Genomic DNA, 16432 nt, shown 5'->3' with positions numbered 1-16432 from the left:
GAGCTGGATATATTAAAGAAGCATCTTGAAGCATCAGATCTTTCGGATTTTAATAAAAAGAAGCTTAGACAGGAGCTTGACTCAGCCAAGGTGGTAGATGAGGATGAATTACCAGATGACGTGGTCAGGATCGATTCCCTGGTTGAAATTAAAGAAGAAGGGTCGGGACGGATCTATAAATTTCAGATCGTATTTCCCGCAGAAGCAAATATGAAAATGAACAGGATCTCCGTTTTTGCCCCGATTGGAATCGCTTTATTAGGATACAGAGCGGGCGCGACCGTGGAATGGGAAATGCCCGGTGGTTTAAGGGCTTTCCGGATCCTGAACGCCGTTCAGGCGCAAAAGAGCGCGCTTGTCGGAGATGTTTGAAAAAAAATAGAGAATTTACACAAAGAAAGGGAATGAGATGGTAAGAGAAACGCGATTGATATTAACAGAAACTGATTTCAGGTTACTTACAGAATTCTTAATGGAGGATCTGCATATGCCGGTTTACAACAGAAAAAAGCTTCAATGGAAACTGAAAACCGCCAGGATCGTAGATAAAGAATGGCTTCCTCTTAACGTGGTAACTACCAATAGCAATGTGCTGGTGTTGAATACCACGAAAAATCAAACATTCACAGTTCATATTGTGTCTCCCGAAGATTATGACGGAAGCAGTCATCAGATCCTGGTTTCTGACCCACTTGCGGTCGCCCTTCTCGGGTATTCCAGGGGAGAAGACGTTGAATGCGAACTACCTTCCGGAATAAACAGGCTTAAAGTGCTTTCTGTATGTCAGTTAAGCACCGGAGAGGTATTAGTTTAACTTCCAGGGTTACAGAACATGCAGGACACCTGAAGATGACATGTCCGGGTGTCACTGCTTTGTTCGCGTATTATTCAGCCCACATTATTTTTGATCGTTAGACCTTAAATATTCCAGAACTGCACGGCATTCTTCATCCGTAATTCCGCCGGAGATCATCATCGGAAGTTTATACTGATCTTTTAATGCCTTTGCCACAGGATCCTTTTTTACCATTTCTTCCGGATTATAAATCATGTTCATGATCCATTCGGGTGTCCGGATAGTGGTAATCCCTTTCAACCCGGGGCCAATACCCTTTTGATCTGTTAGAGTATGGCAAGAAATACATTTAGATTCAAATACCGAAGCCCCCTTTTCTGAAATCTTCTTATCGATGGCAGGTAAAGTTACCGCAGTGAATTTTCCGACACCTTTGCTGTCACTTTTAGCAGCAGGGTCAATCCCTGGTATACTTGTATTTTCAGATGCCGGAGCATTTTCATTCGCCGGAGGTCTCTGATTCGCGGAATTACAAGAGCTTAAAATAAAAAGGCTAATTAACAAACTTGATAATAGTGGAGATTTCATATTTATTTTACTATTCGGCATATACAGGAAGTTCGTCTCTCTCTGCAGCATTTGATGCTTTATCTTTTTGTTTCCCGGATTCTGCCGGTATCCTTATAAAGATAAATGCAATCAGTCCAAGTGAAGGAATTAACAATATGCCTGATATTGCCATAATCAGTATAAAGGGGGTTACATGCTGCATTACATCTGTAAAAGACATCTCCGGATGATTTATTATGAGATATCCTTTAAGGATCCCTGCAACAACAAGTGCCGACCAGAATACCCAAAGACTGGCGTTGGCAAACCACAACGAACGTTTGATTGTTCTTACAGATCTGTCACTCATATCGTCTGCATGCAGAATATAGCCAACGGCCGCCAGAAGAATCATGGTATTGATACCGATCGTTGTGCCCATCGCGTGTGCAACAGTAATATGAGTACCATGTGTATAACGGTTAATGGCAGGAATTGACATCAGTAAAGCTAAACCAAGATTAGCCAGGATCCAGGTCTGTGCAGAGCTGATGAACCGGTAAGAAAGACTATGCTTCAGCTTCCTGCCTTCCTGAATGTTTCTTTTAAAGTTTCTGATGAGAATAACCAGAATAACCCATTCAGTCATACTCACCCCATAAGCCACTCCGCGCATCCAGTTGGCGTTGGGTAAATTGTAAACATGATGCCCCCAGTTGAACATGAGGTTGAAAAGCCCCAGGAAGAAAAGGAAGAATGTCATTTTTGAGTAAGCGGTCTCCTTATTTCCGCTTATCCTGATGATAAGAAAAACTGAAAGCCCGTTAATCATCTGGTTCCAGGCTCCTACCATAGAACCATTGGCTTTCCATTGTACAGTCACTTCCCGGATATACGATTCTCTGAACCAGGATAAGTGCCATAAGTTTTGTTCCGTAAAGGTGATCAGAAAGAAGATTACGCCTGTTATCCACATCCATTCATAGGCAGGTGCGCTTTTTTTAAAAATAGCCAGCATGACGATGGCGAACAGTACCCATCCTGCGAGAAGCGGCAGGTTAAGAAAAGGTGGAAATTCCCAATACTCCCGTCCTCCGTAATCATTGATACAATAACATGCGAATACTACCATTATTACAAGCATCCAGGTTAGCTTAAAAGCTGACAATAATTGCCTGAGAGCACGGGCATCTAAGATATGTCTGCTTTGAAAATGGCAAACACAGGCAGCTGCACCCGAAATAATCCAGAATAAGGCGGCAGAGGTATGCATAGGCCTCATCTGCTGAAACGGGAGCCATTTATTAAAATGTTCAGGATAAAGAAATGCAAACGCGGCAGCAGTACCGAATAGGAGGGCTGCAATTAACATTGCAAGGGAGAACTTAATAAAGAACCTGTTGATTGAAAACATGTGATATTAGTTTATCAGGTAATTTCCTGTCCAGTGTACATTTGCCGGACTGACTATATTTTTTCCGCTTTTGTCAACCCAGGACAGAAAGCTCAGTATGTCGTTAATTTCTTTATCGCTCAGTTGAAACGAGGGCATACTATTGGTTCCATATTTTATAAATGCGCGCATATATTCCCGACCTTTTCTGGGATCAGAAGCAGCATTGGTAAGGTCTGGTCCCATATATCCGCCAAGCCCGTAAAGCTGATGGCAAGTGTGACAGTTATTTTTCTGCCAGGCTTGCCAGCCTCTATTCACGCTGGCAGAGGGGAGCGACTCGCGGTGTTGTCCATCACTGTAGATATATACAGCGACCGAATAGGCTGCAAATAGAACGAACAGTACTATCCAAATTCTCGTTATCATTGTCGAAAAAGGGCTTACTGCCGCAAATATATCTCTTACCCTGGTACCAAATAAATGATCCTGGTCACTTTGCATATTTAATCTATGAGCTATGTAGGGTAATTCTCAATTGCCTTTATTCGTCATTTTGAGCTTCTTTAATAATCAGGCATTTTTAGTCCACAACGTTTTTTAGCCTTTCTCCAGCACTTTTCAGCGTTTCATCTTTTTTGGCAAAACAGAACCTGATAATTTTATCATCTTTCCTGTTTCTGTAGAATGCACTGACTGGTATGGCCGCCACTCCGTGATTTTTGGTGAGCCATGCAGCGAACTCGTAGTCCGGGAGGTTACTTATCCTGCTGTATCCGGCCAGTTGAAAGTAACTGCCCGCAGAGGGCCGGTGAAAAGTAAATGGAGTGTCCCCTAATAATGAAAGGAAAAGGTCTCTTTTTTGTTGAAGTAATATGTTTGCAGGCTGAGAGGGCGGCTGTTGCAGCACTCGGGCCAAAGCGTACTGAGCGGGGGTATTAACAGAAAAGGAAAGGAACTGGTGTATTTTACGGAAGGCATTTGTCAAAACCGGGGGCGCAATACAATAGCCGATTTTCCATCCCGTGATATGAAATGTTTTGCCGAATGAATAAATTGCAAATGCGCGCCTGCGTAATTCCGGATGTTGCAGAACACCTGTATGTTTTTCGTTGTCATAAACCAGTTGCTCGTAAACTTCGTCTGATATAATGATAATCGATGTATTTCTTACCAACTCAGCCAAAGTGTTCCAGTCGTTTGGCTTTAGAGTTGCTCCGGTTGGGTTATGAGGAGTAGTCAGGATTATTGCTTTTGTTCGTGCTGAGATCGCATCTTTTACTAAATTCCAGTCTATAGAGAAATCGGGAGCCGACAATGGAATAGTGACAGCACGGGCGCCGTTAATTTCTATATTGGGAATGTAACTGTCATAAGCCGGTTCAAAAACAATTACTTCATCTCCCGGCTGTAATATAGACGTGAATGCTGTAAAAATTGCGCTGGTTGCTCCGGGAGTTATGGTTATTTCCGCATCCTCATCCACCCGAACCTCCTGTGTGCTGAAAATATATTCTGAAACTTCATTTCTGAGCATCGGAAGACCTGTCATGGGAGCATATTGATGGAATCCGTGAGAACATGCCTCCAGCAGAAACTCCCCAAGCCGTCCGTCTGCATCGAAATCCGGAAATCCCTGCGATAGATTGATAGCATTATATTGCTGGGCCATCGAACTCATGACGGTAAAAATAGTTGTTCCTGAATCCTTATATCTGGGTGCAGGGAAAATGCCGACAGGATTAATTTTCTCCATTTTTCTAAGATAGCGTTTTAATTAGTACAGGAAATTCAAACAATATCACGATACATTTCAGCGTGCCGAAGAGAATTTATAGAGGCTCAAATACAAGCCGAAGAAATCGGTAAAAACAATCACAAACAAGCTGGTGACATCACCAACCTTTAACAGCGCCGCCTTTGAACACTTTCTCAGCTGTTTTTGCAACTTCGTCTGATTGATACGACTCAACAAATTTCTTTAAGCGGGGATCTTCTTTATTGTCCTGCCTTGATACAATAATATTGACGTATGGCGAATCTTTATCTTCTACAAACAGGCCATCCCGGTTGGCAACTAGTCCCGCCGGTGCAGCAAAAGTGTTATTGATAACTGCTACATCCACATTGTTGTCATCGAGCGCTCTCGGCAATTGAGGAGCCTCAAGTTCCAGAATTTTTAAACCTTTGGGATTGCCGGCGATATCGTTAACTGTGGGCAATAAGCCAACTCCCGGTTTTAAATGGATAAGACCAGCATTTTGAAGCAGGAGCAGTGCCCGCCCGCCATTCGTAGGGTCGTTGGGAATAACGATTGTGCTCCCGTTTGCAAGCTCCGTAGTCTTTTTAATTTTTCGTGAATATCCGGCAAGGGGAAAAACAAACGTGTTGCCCAAGATAGCGAATTTGTAGTCTCTTTGCTTAGCCTGAACATCCAGATAGGGTTTGTTCTGAAATACATTAGCATCAATGTCTCCCTGGTGCAATGCTTCGTTAGGCATAACATAATCATTAAACGACACCAGTTCAACATCGAGGTCATACCGCTCTTTCGCTACTTTTTGTGCAGCAAGGGCTACTTCATATTCTGGTCCCGACTCGACTCCTATTCGGATAGCTTCTTTGTTTCTGCTTTGATTGCCTGTGCAGGCTGCTTGTACAAAGCCTATAACGGCCAGTACGAGGATTTTTATACTTATTCTCATGTTATTTTCTGTGATCAGTTTTTGCGGCAAGAAAATCTCCCGCCGTCTGAATGATAAAAACAATTATTACCAGTAGTACCAATACAACATTCATCACGACAAAGTCGTACCCGACATATCCATACTGGTAGCCTATCTGACCAAGTCCGCCGGCCCCAACCGCACCTCCCATTGCTGAGTAACCTACTAAAGCGATCAGGGTGATAGCGGCACTATTGATGATAGAAGGAAGCGCCTCGGGCAGTAAGACCTTTCTTACTATCTGCATAGGAGTAGCGCCCATAGCACGTGCGGCTTCAATCAAGCCATGAGGTACCTCAAGAAGGCTGTTTTCTATCATACGGGCAATGAAGGGAGCTGCCCCAACGCTCAAAGGCACAAGAGCTGCTTTTACGCCGATGGATGTTCCCACGATGGCCCTTGTGAAAGGAATCATCCACACGATCAGGATAATAAAAGGGATGGATCTGAAAATATTTACGAGCACAGACGCAGCCGTGTTCAGAAAACTATTCTCCATTATCTGCCCCTTCCTGGTCATAAAAAGAAATATGCCGGTGGGAAGCCCGATAACGAATCCGAAGAATCCAGATAAGAATGTCATCAGCAAAGTTTCGCCTGTACCACGTACAAGCATCCAGATCATTGGTTCAGACATATCCCAGCACCTCCGTTTGAATGTTATTGCTTTTGTAGTATTCTATAGCTTGCTGTACATTTTCCTGTGTGCCTTTCACCAGGATCAGAATAACTCCGAATTTTATCCCCTGGGCATAATCCATATTGGCCGCCACGATCTCATTATCTACTTCAAATAGCCTGCTGGTTTCCGAAAACACGGTTCCGGCATTTAATTTACCTGTAAACCTGAGCTTTACTAATGGATAATCTGTGCCATTCGAACTCTCTGTTAATACCTGTTCAAGCTCAAAAGGAACAGCTACATCATGAGAAGATGTGATAAACTCTCTTGTAACAGGAGAAGAAGGGTTAGAGAAAATATCACCAACACGTCCTTTCTCAATCAATTTACCATCGCTAATAACTGCCACTTCGTCGCAGATAGCTTTGATGACATCCATCTCATGAGTAATAAGGAGGATTGTTATACCGAATTTCCGGTTAATATTTTTTAGTAATGAAAGAATGGAACTGGTAGTTGCCGGGTCCAGGGCGCTGGTAGCTTCGTCACACAATAAGATCTTGGGTCTTGCGGCAAGAGCCCTGGCGATAGCTACCCGCTGTTTTTGGCCTCCGGAAAGATTGGAGGGAAAATCATTCCTCTTCTCTTCGAGTCCAACCAGGGCCAGGAGCTCGTCAACTCTGGTTTTAATTTGGCTGACTGGTGTTTTGTCCAGTTCAAGCGGCAGGGCGATATTTTCGTATACAGTTCGGGATGAAAGCAAATTAAAATGCTGGAAAATCATACCCATTTCCCGTCTCGAACGGGCAAGTTCAGATGATGAAAGATCCGGCAGATTTTTACCGTCTACTATCACCTTTCCGCTTCCGGGACGTTCCAGCAGGTTTACACACCTGATGAGTGTACTTTTTCCCGCTCCCGAGGCACCAATAACTCCGAAGATATTGCCTTTACCGACGGTAAATGATACATTATCAAGGGCTGTTACGCCGCCATTTTTTTTATGGAATGTTTTACTTACTTGTTGCAGTTCAATCATTAATGAGCTTTATGCAGGAGCGATAAACTTCGATGTCTCCTGGATGCTGCTGCAAAAATAGGAATGATTTTAAATAGTCTATTACTTAGGTAGTCTAATTTTCGTCAAAAAACAACATGATAATTTCACTGGACCGGAGTTTTAGCCCTCTGCTTCTTTAATGTCATTTGCAAATTCAACAAGAACAAAGCCCCTTAAGTTGCTGATATCAATTTTTCTGGTCAGCAAGAAATTTTTAGCATTCATATACCCTTCGAGGGAATAAGAAAAGAATGGTAGAACAGTTGCCATAATGTTATCAATTTATTTAGGTGTTTTTACGCTTAATAAATATCAGGGGTTACAACAAATTTATTCAAAGCTCTTGTATTCCGGACACTGCCGGTTCAGTTGTATGAAAGCCTCCCGGAAAAGGCACTCTGGTGTCCAGACCCTGGAAGGCTGCATGGTTGATCCGGCCCCAGGTATACGAAGCCTCGGGAAACTGCTTCGTATACCTGATATTGCGATCCGGACTATTTCATTTAATAATTTGAAGGGGCTTGGTGCATGGGGATACCCGCCTGATTCCCCTTTAGTTTGTCAGCGAAAAGCTTCATATAGAAACCGCCGACTACACTTCTCGCCTTAAAGTTTTCACGTATGCCGGTATTCGAATCGTAGAAATCGTTCAGGGGGACACGTGATTCTGTTTGGATAGCGTGGTTGTAAACGGGTTTTACAAAAGCCTCAAACTCTTCGCGGTTAGGAGCAAAAGTCGCGGTCCATAAAATCCAGTCATTTTTTGTGTAAGCTTTTCTGCTATCGAGGGGTAAACCAAACCTGTTCTGTTTCTTCAGATAAAAAGCAATCTCTGTATCGTAGATTTTCTGAGGAAATAGGTCTAACCCCAAAACCTTATCCCAAATAAGATTATACTTCTGGCTCCATGTGTTCTTATCATCGAAAGTTAAAGCATAATGATCACCGGCATCAGCCATTTCCATCCATTTCGGTACCATGCTTTCAGCTATCTGGCGATATTTCCTTGCGGTTTCTTTTTCACCCAGGGCTTCAGCTATTTGAGCATAGCAGGCTATCCCAACAATTGCTTTTACAGATAAATTGGCATTTCTCGCCAGGTGACCGGCAAAATCGTCTGTACATAGCTGTTTTTTAGGATCCAGACCCTCCTTTGTCAGGTAATCTGCCCAGGTAGTCAGGGTTTTCCAATGTTTCTTTGCATAATCAGCATTGCCCTGTGCTTTTGCAATTGCCGCTGTAAGAATAATCATATTGCCAGATTCTTCTACCGGCATTGGTTCACCATAAGTCTGTCCGTTAGCCAGGGGATAGGTACCCAGGTCATGAGCTGCCCATGGGTGCGGATATCTGCCGCTTTCACTAAAATAGAAAATGCCGTTCAGCATTCCTTGAAGTAACGAGGGATTATAGATCAGATAAAGCGGAGCAGAAGGATAGGTTACATCTACTGTATTAATGAACCCACCACTATTGTTTTCTTTGGATAACCATAAAATTTCCTGCTCCGGGCTTTTCACCAGCGTATGAGCTGCGATGCTTTGACGGTAGGCAAGCACACATAAATGTGCGTATTCTTTTCCGCCCGACTGCAGAGCCTCGGAATATACCGTTTTGTTGAAAGCATCACATTTCTTCATCACCTCTCTGTATTGAGTAGCGGCATCGGTTAGCTGACCTTCAATTGTTTCCCTGCCTGATGTATTCCACCAGGGCCTTAGGTTCCTTTTAAAATACTGGATAGAATAGATCTCGTCATAGCCCAGTTCAATAAAGCGTTCTACGGGTGTCTGTCCGACTGTTCCAAACGGAATAACGGTATTCAGTGCCAGTGATTTGCCGCGCGAAGCAGTAGATGCCGTTATCCCTTTTCTGAAAGCATCGGCAGCATTTTTACTACTGGTAATGAATTGAACCGCCTTGCTTGTCTTTGGAGCAGCTACATAGAAATATCCCCAGTCAATACGCATGTCATCAGCACCTTTTTCCAGTACAGGTTGTTCCACCGTTCCGGTTTTTAAAACAGATAATTTTGCAGTCGAATATTTCTGTGCAGTTACTTCCTGTGAAGGTTTGTATACTGCGATGTTAGACGAAGCACTCAGGAAGACCTTCACGGAATGAGTCTTTTTATCATTCGCTTTAATTGTGTAGGTGATATAAGAAACCGGCCTTGAAAGCAGGCCGAGATCGTTCATGAGCAGGGGAGAGGTAAATGAGAGTTTCAGGTCTACTTTACCGCAGGTAAAATCATAAACGGTCTGTGTTGCAGTTACCTCTACGCTTTTTTGCTTTGCCAGCCGGATACCGGCGCCGTTGCTCTTTTGTTTATCTACAAGGCCAAAGTCAAGGAACCTGCCTCCTGCGGTATTTGCCAGGTGGATAGCGATCACATTCTGACCGTTCTTCAAGTCACTTTTATTAATCGGATAATACTGAAAAGTACTGGTCCACCCTTCTTTCTCGAATACCCTTTTGCCATTCAGGTATACTTCGATGTTATCATCATGGTTCATTTTCAGAAACAGCTCGTTGATCCCTGCGGTGTTAGCAATATTGAATGACCGCCTTACCCAGATATCATTAGATTTCCAGAGAGTCTTTACCTGTTTTTCATCATCTCCTATGGGCGTACCTGCCGATTTCCAACCCTCGGCAGCATAAGTATTTGACGTCCATTCGCCTGATGGAGCAGATTCGGTATACTTTACAGTATAAGATGCTTCGTCTGACGTGCTCAGCACCGTTTTGTAATCAGGCTCTTCTTTCCCCAGAAAACGATAAATACTACCGTCTACATGGATCAGGCCCAGAAGTGAGTGGTCTGCACCTGTCCAGTGTGTAGTAGTCGACGAATGTAGTTCATCTGTGTTAGACCAGATGCTGAAATTAGGATTGTGTGTGATCAGCGGGTAGGATGGAGCCTTCCTGTCCTGAGCCTTGCTGTTTAGGAATCCTAAAAAGAAAGTCAGCAGGTACAGAAATTTTAATTTGTCGAATTTGTTCATCTTAAGTGTGTTTGATTAACATGTTCATTTACTCTTGGTTATTCGACGGTAAAATTAAGCCCTTAGCGATTATCGGATTTGAGATTTTGTATCAAGTTTTAGCATATGCGTCTCAATCTTTTGCAAAAACAGGACGTTTTAGGGAAAAGTGTAAAAAATGACTTTTACTTATTCATTTTAAGCCTGTCTAGTATCAGAACGATCTCCGTCCAGTGAAGGAATACTTAAAGCATCAGAAGGCAGGTCACTGTTGTCAGCTGATATAAGAAAACCGGACAGAACCTGAAAATTCATGGTTTTCGTGGATTGATGTGTTTCTGATTCCGGGATACCTTTGCATTTACAAATACCAGTCATTGTCTACTATCTGTAAGTAATAAGGTGTAAACTTAATAAGCAATAGATATGAAAACATTCAAAATATTATGGAGAACAGGTCTTATATTCTCCCTGTTTTTACTGGCCTGTTCAAAAGACCATGATACAGGCGAAGGTGATTCCGCTAATGGTCAATATCCATCCTCATTAACAGGAACGATCTACTACGATTGGGCTACGGAAGGTATTCTGCAGGTACAACTGCCTTCAGGAACTGGTGGTTCGTTTATCCCGGATAATACAAAGCTAAACAACTTCGACGTATCCCGTGATGGGAAGTACCGCCTTACTTCGGTCAATGCAAGCCGCGTTGGTAACAACGATGTGAGGTTTACGCTAAGTAATCTGAAAGATGGAAGCATCGTGCACGAATTTATCTACAACGCACCTGCTGGATATAATTACAGTAAAGGCTGGTTATCGCCTGATAACACGCTTATCCTGGTGCGGTCAAACGATAAAGAAGATGGTATCACTATCCTGAAAGTTAATGGTGAATTTGTCACCCGCATCACCGATATCGGCGGAGAGCCGTTCAGCATGCATGATATGCAGATGTGGCTGCCCAATAACGAGATATTGTTGACGCATGGTAAAAACATTATCCGTTCTGCACCTCCATATAAGAACGGGGCTTTGGTTAAGCAGATGGAATATGAAGGCTGGGGCGACTTGACCGTCAATCACCAGGGTACCCAGCTCGCCCTTCGTATCGATAAGCATATCTATACGATGAACATCGATGGCAGCGACCTAAAACAGGTAACCACCAGTAATTTCCAGGAAGCAGCTCCGGCTTTCTCCCCTGACGGGAAATACCTGCTTGTAGGAGCGGATTACCGTCAGGCAGGTGTATTTAGCTATATATGGGACCTCAAAATCATTCCCAACGATGGCAAACAGTACAACGTCGGCCCTGTTGAAGCCAATTCCCCGGAAGTGATTCCAGTCATTCTGAAAGGGAAAGACAAGGTAGAAAAGGCCGGAGGTCAGGTTATTTGGAGATAATAATAAGAAGGTAAATCATGAACAGGGTATTGAAAATGAGTTGCTTTGTTGCAGTAATCGCAATATTAGCGTGCGGTAAGAGCGAAAAGAACGAGCCTTCTGATGGAAAAAGCGGTTTTATCTCCCTCTATAAAGACGAGCCCTACATTGGAAAGGCAGATGCAAAAATGTATGTGCGAGGATATGAGCCCTTACCTTCGATCGAAGGAAAAGGTACATTCAGCCTTGATAAAATAAGGGGTGATAGCGTTATGATCATCATTGATGCTACTTTCGAAGGAGGCGATTCGTACAACTTCGCTTTGCCTGGCAAACAAAAAGGTAAAGAATGGGCATTCAAGGGCAATTTGGGTTCTTTCACTATTAATGACAAGGGTTCCATGACTGGTGAGGTTGCGGATGAAAAAAAACGCATACAGTGGAAAGGGAATTTATTTGACGACCGGCTGATGCTCGACGTTTCTATCAACTACCTTATAGCAGAAGGGAACATTCCCGAAGAGTCTATTCTCAGATCCTCACTTGATCTGAAAAGGCGGGGAAATGGCACCGGGGGTTCCGGCAGCGGCTGCGAAAAATTAGCCTGGGTCAATAAGGCTGTATTTAATTGGGGATCAGGGACAATGGATTTAGCTTTGTTGCCGGTTTGTCAATAAAAAGATGAAGTTTTTTGATATGAAGAATAGTGGATTTTCAGCTATTCATCCCCGATGCATCCTGAGGCTTGTACCTATATGGTGGCCGGACGGAATGACGATGGGGGACATGGCCGATTGCGATTAAAAGCCAAATGGTTTAAATTGCCCGAAATAGTTTTTTTGTGGATGAAGCCGCTTCTGTTTCTTTGGTACTTTTTGTTTATGTCTGCTGTACTTTTCGGGAAGGAGCGTGATCCCATAATGCAGCACTCTGACAGTCTGTTGAATAAAATTAAAAAAGCTGGCAAAACGGAATATAAGATCCACGGCTTGCTGGATCTCAGCTTCTTTTGGTCAGATTACGATACCGCGAAGGCATTTTATTACATACGGCAGGCAGAACGACTTATGCCGGTTCAGCGGATGGATAACTATCACCGGGGCCTTCTCGCTTTTTATCAGGGTGCGGCTTATTTCGATGCTGAACCCGAAATTGCCAAACGGAAGTACCTCGAAGCTGAAAAGTACCTGGTAAAGAGCCGCCGGCCACTTGCGCTTCGTTACCGTGTACGCCTGTGGGGTAGCTATGGGGCACTGCTTCAACGCGGGGGGCACGCGGATGAATATGTGCGGGTGTTACTTAATAAGGCTATACCTCTGGCTAAACAAATTGCCGATACCGCGTTGGTCGCCAATAACTACCAAAACGTTGCACTTGTGCTGATGAACCAGCAGCAGTACAATAAAGCCGGTGAATATTATTCGCAAGCGTTGATGTTACTGAGATATCAGTCAGCTGCCCACGAGGAGCGGCTGACGGCTTTTGTCAATTATGCCCGTAATGCACTGTTCAATAATCAACAGGAACTGGCACGAAAGCTTCTGGATAGTGCAGTGCTCATTGTGTCTAAAGTTCCTTCCTCTGCTTACCTGCCCATGTACTACAGTGTTGAAGGAACTTACTGGCAAAAAGCCGGGCAAAAACAAAAAGCATTATCCTGTTTTGAGAAGGGCTTGAATGCGGCAAGTCGTTTGGGCACAAATCACCTGACCAATTATATCCTTTATGAGGAGTTTAGGTTGCATAAGTCTTCTCATGACCTTGTTGCTGCGCGTAACGTTCTGCATCGTGTATTAGAGTATGTCAGCCGGGGCAATTCATTGCACGACAAACAGGCTGTTTACTACGACCTCGCGCAAACAGAAAGTGAAATGGGTAATTATAAAGTAGCAACTCACTGGTACGAACAATACAAGCTTGCAACAGATACCTTAATTACAAAGGCCGGGGCAGACCGGGTACTTGAACTGGAAAAAAAGTTTCAGACCGCAGAGAAAGAAAATGAGCTGCTAAAGCTCAAAACGCATAATCAGCACCAGCAAATAGCGCTCGAACGAAACAAAATGCTGGTTACTGTATTGACAGGGATTGCTTTGCTTGCCGTAGTGATAAGTATAATGATTTATAAGTCACACCAGCATAGAAAACGCCTTGCTATACAAAAGGAAAAATTGCTGAAGGAAGAGCTTAAAACGATAAAACAGCAGGAGCAAATACATTTGTACAACGCGATGGTCCAGGGACAGGAGAAAGAGCGTAACCGTATCGCGCGGGATCTGCACGATGGTCTTGGAGGTATGCTCGCCGGCGTAAAACTTAAATTATCGGCCTTTGCCACAAAGATAGAATCGAACACCGTCAACAATACAGATATGGAACTTTACCACGTCATCAGTCAACTGGATCATTCGGTAAGCGAACTCAGACGGATCGCCCGCAATATGATGCCGGAATCGCTGCTCTATATGGGACTGGAACCAGCGTTGAGAGATCTATGCCAATCGATGAATACTGAAAGCCTTCGTGTTACGTTCGAGGCGTTTAATTTGCGGACAGACTATCATCAGCCATTTTTAATCGCCATATATCGCATCGTACAAGAGCTGTTGACTAATGCCGTTAAGCATGCCGAAGCATCTGCTGTTATGGTGCAGGCCAGCGAACACGAAGGTCGTTTTTATATAACAATTGAAGATGATGGAAAGGGTTTTGACCCGGATATCGCAGGGACTGATGGCGGAATCGGCTTTTCAAATATCAGGACCAGGGTTGAAATCCTCAAAGGTACAATGGAAGTTAAAACGGAGAGGGGAGTAGGGAGTACGTTCAATATAGATGTCAGTATTCATGAATAGACCAATTTCAGTCATCATTGTAGATGATCATCCGCTGGTATTAAGCGGGTTCACTCTCATTCTTGCCGGTACAGACGAGATAGTTCTCGAAGCTGTTTTTACTAATGCCTCAGATGGCATCCGGTACCTTGAAGAAAATCAGGTAGATGTTGTGCTTCTGGATATCCATATGCCTGGTACCGATGGTGTGACAGCCTGTGAGCAAATAAAAAGGCTTTATTCCGGATGCTATGTTATCGCTGTCAGCAATAACGACGAAGGCAGTATGATATCCAGGATGCTGCAGGCTGGCGCTTCAGGATATCTGCTTAAGAATTCTTCTGCCGGGGAACTGATCAACGGAATCAAGAATGCTGCAAGCGGCGCTACGGTATTAAGCCCTGCTATCAGGAAGATCATGGAAAGCAGTTTTACCCATGCTCCCTTGCTTACACGCCGCGAAAAAGAAGTTTTATTATTATTGGCAGATGGATTGACTACTCCTGAAATTGCCGCCAGGTTGTTTGTTAGCCCATTAACTGTAGAAAGTCACCGTCGAAACCTGTTGCAGAAATTTAAAGTTGTCAATTCTGCAGCCCTCGTCAAAAAGGCTGCAGAATTGAAATATATATAAAGAATAGCTCAGATAGGTATGGCATAGAGTATCGCAATTCTGAGCATTCTTACTCAGAAGACCTTTTCTCCTTTTTCCATTTTGTTAAGTACCTGCAAATAGCCTTCATTTTTATTTGAAAGCTTTACTAGATCTTTTTGAACCGATATAGCGTCTTCTCTTTTCCCCGATTTATATAGCAGGCTTGCATAGGTAAACAGGAACCCCGGATTCTTTTCATTCCTTCCTGATAGTGATAATTTCGACCAGGCAGTTGCGGTCTCCAAACATTTTTCATCATTGAGGTTAATCAGGATGTCCCAGGCATAAGAGTTTAAAGTGTCCCCGGATAAACGGTGTCCATACTTATTTATAAAAGAAGCGGCATATTCGGCATACTTAGGCCAGTCATTTTTAAATTGACAATACAGGGGCATAGCCGCCATTGTCACCTCATCTGAAAATTCCGGATATTGCTTATCCAGTTTTTCTTTAAGTACCTTCCAATCCGGATTATTATTGATTTCTCCCGTATACATCAGCATCGGACCATGTCTTTCAACGTGTCCGCCATTCCTCAGAAATGGAACTACAATTTCGTCTGTCAAAACTCCTCTGATTATTTCACCGCTTTTACCAACTCCTAACACAGCATCTGCCTTAGCCCGGTTATTCTTTAAAATGTTAAACCCCCGGTCAGAAGTTTTAGATGTGCCGATACTTATAATTCTGAGATTTTCATCAGTCAATTGATCCGTTTGTGTAATTAGATAGTCATTGACGATGTCTGGAATAGCCTTGTTTTCGTGTGCTACCTCAGCAGCTCTAATAAAAGATCTAAGGAATTCCGGGTCCCGTTTTACTCCAGATTCATACTGCTTCTTTAGCATGTAGTATTGACTGCCCGGATTTAATGCATCCTTTGCCATGGTAATAAATTCTTCAGGCGTAGGGGAGCCGCCAGCTATTCTGTGCACGAGTTCACCATTCGGGTTAAAGAAAAGATAAGTTGGATAGGAGTTTACTAGATAATCCTTTTGGATGGCCTCTGCATCCTTATACCAGTTTTTTACCTCATTGTTATCTGCTTTGGTAACATCAAACTGGACTTTAATATTCAGAAAACGGGAATTAAAGAAATCGCCGGTTGCTTTTTGCGAAAGTACGTTTTTCTCCATTGCGCGGCATGGAGCACACCATGTTGTAAATCCATCCAGGAAAATATATTTATTTTCCGACTTTGCTTTCTCTTTTACCTGATCCCAGCTAAGTCCATGGAGAAATTGAATACCTCCTTTATCCTGTGCTTTAGTAATAAAAGCAGAGCTCAGGGAAACGATTAAGATTATGAAAAATTTAGGCATATTGGTTTTAGTTACTGGTTAAAATTCAGACGACATCGCTTGGTATGAGAACACGTCATATATGGGCACTCGTCCTTTCATAAAGGTAATACTTATGTTATT

Annotated in this window: 17 protein-coding genes; 7 read left to right on the top strand and 10 right to left on the bottom strand. The window is 43.2% G+C overall.

Annotated elements, in window-relative coordinates:
* Positions 1-372 (top strand): GreA/GreB family elongation factor (locus tag DDR33_RS12070; RefSeq protein ID WP_238387779.1); only part of this gene is annotated, 372 nt, incomplete at its 5' end.
* A 100-nt stretch (positions 373-472) separates the two neighbouring features.
* Entirely contained in the window at positions 473-814 is a 342-nt protein-coding gene (locus DDR33_RS12065; RefSeq protein WP_238387778.1) for a GreA/GreB family elongation factor, read from the top strand.
* A gap of 84 nt (positions 815-898) precedes the next feature.
* On the opposite strand, the gene DDR33_RS12060 is transcribed toward DDR33_RS12065, so the two are convergent.
* From DDR33_RS12060 to DDR33_RS12025, 9 genes are all read right to left on the bottom strand, one after another.
* The gene (locus DDR33_RS12060) at positions 899-1384 is read right to left on the bottom strand and encodes a c-type cytochrome (protein WP_238387777.1); all 486 of its coding nucleotides are present in this window, start codon (positions 1382-1384) and stop codon (positions 899-901) included.
* Between the two features lie 10 nt (positions 1385-1394).
* Positions 1395-2759: a cbb3-type cytochrome c oxidase subunit I gene (locus DDR33_RS12055; RefSeq protein ID WP_109416048.1), complete on the bottom strand. Its 1365-nt coding sequence runs from the start codon at positions 2757-2759 to the stop codon at positions 1395-1397.
* Positions 2760-2765: 6 nt separating this feature from the next.
* Positions 2766-3242 carry a c-type cytochrome gene (locus tag DDR33_RS12050; RefSeq protein WP_238387776.1) on the bottom strand — a complete coding sequence of 159 codons (477 nt, stop codon included), beginning with the start codon at positions 3240-3242 and terminating at the stop codon, positions 2766-2768.
* 79 nt (positions 3243-3321) lie between these two features.
* On the bottom strand, positions 3322-4494 hold the full coding sequence (locus DDR33_RS12045) for a methionine aminotransferase (protein ID WP_109416047.1): 1173 nt from the start codon (positions 4492-4494) through the stop codon (positions 3322-3324).
* A 139-nt stretch (positions 4495-4633) separates the two neighbouring features.
* Entirely contained in the window at positions 4634-5443 is an 810-nt protein-coding gene (metQ, locus tag DDR33_RS12040; protein WP_109416046.1) for a methionine ABC transporter substrate-binding lipoprotein MetQ, read from the bottom strand.
* Between the two features lies 1 nt (position 5444).
* Complete coding sequence (gene metI, locus DDR33_RS12035) at positions 5445-6101, bottom strand: methionine ABC transporter permease MetI (protein ID WP_109416045.1); 657 nt, start codon at positions 6099-6101, stop codon at positions 5445-5447.
* Positions 6094-7125, bottom strand: a complete 1032-nt coding sequence (metN, locus tag DDR33_RS12030; protein WP_109416044.1) for a methionine ABC transporter ATP-binding protein MetN — start codon at positions 7123-7125, stop codon at positions 6094-6096. The genes metI and metN overlap by 8 nt, the downstream gene beginning before the upstream one ends.
* A 141-nt stretch (positions 7126-7266) precedes the next feature.
* Positions 7267-7416, bottom strand: coding sequence for a hypothetical protein (locus tag DDR33_RS25840; protein WP_158280731.1), 150 nt, complete (start codon positions 7414-7416; stop codon positions 7267-7269).
* A 233-nt stretch (positions 7417-7649) separates the two neighbouring features.
* Positions 7650-10154: a glutaminase family protein gene (locus tag DDR33_RS12025; protein ID WP_109416043.1), complete on the bottom strand. Its 2505-nt coding sequence runs from the start codon at positions 10152-10154 to the stop codon at positions 7650-7652.
* A 405-nt stretch (positions 10155-10559) separates the two neighbouring features.
* Between DDR33_RS12025 and DDR33_RS12015 the strand changes: the two genes are divergently transcribed.
* The 5 genes from DDR33_RS12015 (at position 10560) to DDR33_RS12000 (ending at position 14987) form a co-directional block, all read left to right on the top strand.
* Positions 10560-11540 (top strand): TolB family protein, encoded by a 981-nt coding sequence (locus DDR33_RS12015; protein ID WP_109416041.1) that lies wholly within the window; start codon positions 10560-10562, stop codon positions 11538-11540.
* A gap of 17 nt (positions 11541-11557) precedes the next feature.
* A complete protein-coding gene (locus DDR33_RS12010; protein WP_109416040.1) occupies positions 11558-12196 on the top strand; it encodes a hypothetical protein in 639 nt (212 codons plus the stop codon).
* Positions 12197-12200: 4 nt separating this feature from the next.
* Complete coding sequence (locus DDR33_RS26870; RefSeq protein ID WP_262509939.1) at positions 12201-12323, top strand: hypothetical protein; 123 nt, start codon at positions 12201-12203, stop codon at positions 12321-12323.
* A gap of 77 nt (positions 12324-12400) precedes the next feature.
* Positions 12401-14374 carry a tetratricopeptide repeat-containing sensor histidine kinase gene (locus DDR33_RS12005; protein ID WP_158280730.1) on the top strand — a complete coding sequence of 658 codons (1974 nt, stop codon included), beginning with the start codon at positions 12401-12403 and terminating at the stop codon, positions 14372-14374.
* Entirely contained in the window at positions 14367-14987 is a 621-nt protein-coding gene (locus DDR33_RS12000) for a response regulator transcription factor (RefSeq protein WP_158280729.1), read from the top strand. Before DDR33_RS12005 ends, DDR33_RS12000 begins: the two co-directional genes overlap by 8 nt.
* A 53-nt stretch (positions 14988-15040) precedes the next feature.
* Here DDR33_RS12000 and DDR33_RS11995 read toward each other — a convergent pair whose 3' ends face one another.
* The gene (locus DDR33_RS11995) at positions 15041-16330 is read right to left on the bottom strand and encodes a thioredoxin family protein (protein WP_109416037.1); all 1290 of its coding nucleotides are present in this window, start codon (positions 16328-16330) and stop codon (positions 15041-15043) included.
* Positions 16331-16432: the final 102 nt, after the last annotated feature.

It is taken from the genome of Pararcticibacter amylolyticus, assembly GCF_003130405.1.
Classification (GTDB): domain Bacteria; phylum Bacteroidota; class Bacteroidia; order Sphingobacteriales; family Sphingobacteriaceae; genus Arcticibacter; species Arcticibacter amylolyticus.
This window is presented reverse-complemented; position numbering and strand designations above follow the sequence as displayed.